The sequence below is a fragment of the Pedobacter sp. CG_S7 genome, from assembly GCF_040544395.1.
Taxonomy (GTDB): domain Bacteria; phylum Bacteroidota; class Bacteroidia; order Sphingobacteriales; family Sphingobacteriaceae; genus Pedobacter.
Window position 1 is genome coordinate 1 of the sequence record NZ_JBEONS010000090.1, and the last position, 2,576, is coordinate 2,576.

A 2,576-nucleotide genomic window follows, 5' to 3' on the forward strand; every position below is an offset into this window, starting at 1 on the left:
AAATCTGTTGGTAAAAATTGACCTGATAGTGAAAAATCCATCCTTGTTTTTTGAACAAATTTAACAACTAATCCCCAGAAAATTTACGTGACCCACAAAAATTAGACTTACCTGTGTATGGTGTAAATTTGCCACAGCATTTCATCCTGGGCTATATTGACGAAAAGAAACAGGAAGAAAAGGAGTTTGGCGTATTATTTTACATTAATGCTTTTAACAAAGGTGCCATTTTTGGCAAACATGATGTAGATCAATTTTTAAGACAACTAAACCTCGATCCGCAGCCTGAATTTTACGCACCCTGCAGCAATGTTGAAATCATTCGCCGAATTTTAAGAAATTTGATATCTGCCTATGAAAACGCAGGTTCCATTGAAAAAGTGACGGAACTCAAAGAATTGCAAAAAATATTAAACAACGACATCCCTTAATCTTTAAAGCAGTTTATTCATCCGTAACCAGTTTTCAAGCCTGTTGAACCAACGGTCTGCTGTCGTTTTATTATTTAATCCAAACCCGTGCCCCCCAGATTGATATAAATGCATTTCTGCAGGTACATTATGTTTAATTAAAGCTTGTCCATAACTAATGCTATTGTAAACTGGCACAGTCTTGTCATCAATAGCATGAACCAAAAAAGAAGGAGGTGTAGCTTTGGTAACACTTCTTTGGTTTGAAAAATAAATTTTAAGCGTGTCTGTTGTAACAACGCCTAATAAATTCTTTACTGATCCGGCATGTGTTTGTTCCATAGCAGAAATAACAGGATAGATTAAAATGGAGAAGTCTGGCCTTAAGTCAATATCCTTAGCCTCAATTCTGACATCATTATAATGCACAGACATACTAGAGGCCAGGTGGCCACCCGCAGAAAAACCCATTACGCCAATTTTATCAACTTTCAGATTCCACTTTGCGGCATTTTTACGCACTACATACATCGCTTGTTGAATGTCCTGAAATGGCCCAAAGCCTTTATCCGACATAATTTCGTCATCAGGCAACCTGTATTTTAACACAAATGCCGCGACACCTAGCTTATTAAACTCCTTTGCAATATCATAACCTTCATGACCTATAGCCAAAATACCATAACCCCCACCCGGACAAATAATTACGGCAGTACCTGTAGCCTTTTCTTTTGCCGGCAAATAGGCTGTTAAAGTTGGTATACTAACTTTACTTATCCTAAGCACACCATCCGCTCCCAGGCTTGAAATTTCCTTAAAACTTGTAGGCACGGGTTTTGCCCGAGGAATAGCACCAGGATAAATTGGAATTACGGTTTGTGCCATAGCATGACCGGTAAACAGGAGGATAAACGATAGTGCATATAAAATTTTCGACATTTAGAATTCCATTAAATAGGCTTTTAAAAAATCATTGAGTTCACCATCTAATACCGCCTGGGCATTAGACGTTTCATAATTTGTTCTTAGATCTTTCACTAGTTTATAAGGATGCAATACATAATTTCTAATTTGCGATCCCCATTCAATCTTTTTCTTTGAACCTTCAATTAGCGCTGTTGCCTCCATGCGTTTACGCATTTCAACCTCATATAATTGCGATTTTAATAGGCGCAAAGCATTTTCTTTATTCTGCAGCTGTGAACGCGATTCCTGGTTTTTAATTACAATTCCAGAAGGCTTATGGTACAAACGGACAGCCGTTTCAACTTTATTTACGTTTTGTCCTCCGGCACCACCAGAACGGAAAGTTTCAAATTCTATTTCTGAATCTTTAATATCAATAGCAATGGTATCATCTACCAGCGGATAAACATATACAGAGGCAAATGAAGTATGTCGGCGGGCATTGGAGTCAAAAGGAGATATCCTAACTAGTCGGTGTACTCCATTCTCCCCTTTCAAATATCCATAAGAAAACGCACCTGCAAATTGCAGTGTAACGGATTTCACCCCTGTAACTTCACCTTCCTGAAAATCTTGTTCAGTAACCTTATAGCCATTTTTCTCTCCCCACATAATGTACATACGCATCAGCATAGCTGCCCAATCGCAGCTTTCCGTACCACCAGCACCAGCCGTAATTTGCATTACCGCATATAACTGGTCTTCCTTATTGCTCAGCATATTCTTCAATTCCAGGTTTTCGATGGCCTGCAGGCACTCTTCATATTGTTCCTGCATTTCTTCCTTTGTTGCATCACCGGCAACCATGAAATCAAAAAGTACTTCCGTATCTTCTAAATCACTTTGCACAGACTGCCATGCGTCAGTCCACACCTTTTTGGAATTTAATTCTGCTAAATGTTTTTCAGCATTTTTAGGGTCATCCCAAAAACCAGGCTGCAGGGTAAGCTGCTGTGCAATATAGACATCCTCAAGTCGTGTTTCCACGTCAAAGATGCCTCCTCAGCGACGCTACTCTGTCCCTTAAATCTTGAATTTGTTCTTTTGTCATCATACAAATATATAATAAATCAGCTTTAAGCCACTACTTTACTTGTAACGATAACAGGGTCAACGCATAAAAATAGTTAAAAATCAGATGCTTGTTAACATTTTGTGGATTTCGTGTTAGGATTTTTTTGTTTGTTTTGCTTTATTTAG

Annotated in this window: 2 protein-coding genes and 1 pseudogene; 1 reads left to right on the forward strand and 2 read right to left on the reverse strand. The window is 38.4% G+C overall.

The features are described from left to right. Positions 1–107: 107 nt before the first annotated feature. A pseudogene (locus AAKU52_RS17325) lies at positions 108–431 on the forward strand (transglutaminase family protein); the annotation flags it as partial. Positions 432–434: 3 nt separating this feature from the next. Here AAKU52_RS17325 and AAKU52_RS17330 read toward each other — a convergent pair. Both AAKU52_RS17330 and prfB read right to left on the reverse strand, forming a co-directional pair. Beyond that, positions 435–1,349, reverse strand: a complete 915-nt coding sequence (locus tag AAKU52_RS17330; RefSeq protein ID WP_354335894.1) for an alpha/beta hydrolase — start codon at positions 1,347–1,349, stop codon at positions 435–437. Beyond that, positions 1,350–2,427 (reverse strand): peptide chain release factor 2 gene (gene prfB, locus AAKU52_RS17335; RefSeq protein WP_354335895.1). Its coding sequence is split into 2 segments (ribosomal slippage): positions 1,350–2,366 and positions 2,368–2,427, totalling 1,077 coding nucleotides; the frame shifts between segments, so codons are not numbered across the junction. Positions 2,428–2,576 lie beyond the last annotated feature (149 nt).

Bases quoted from the DNA above. Each gene is read 5' to 3' on its own strand.
- AAKU52_RS17330 (WP_354335894.1), bottom strand. From the start codon at position 1,349: ATGTCGAAAATTTTATATGCACTATCGTTTATCCTCCTGTTTACCGGT.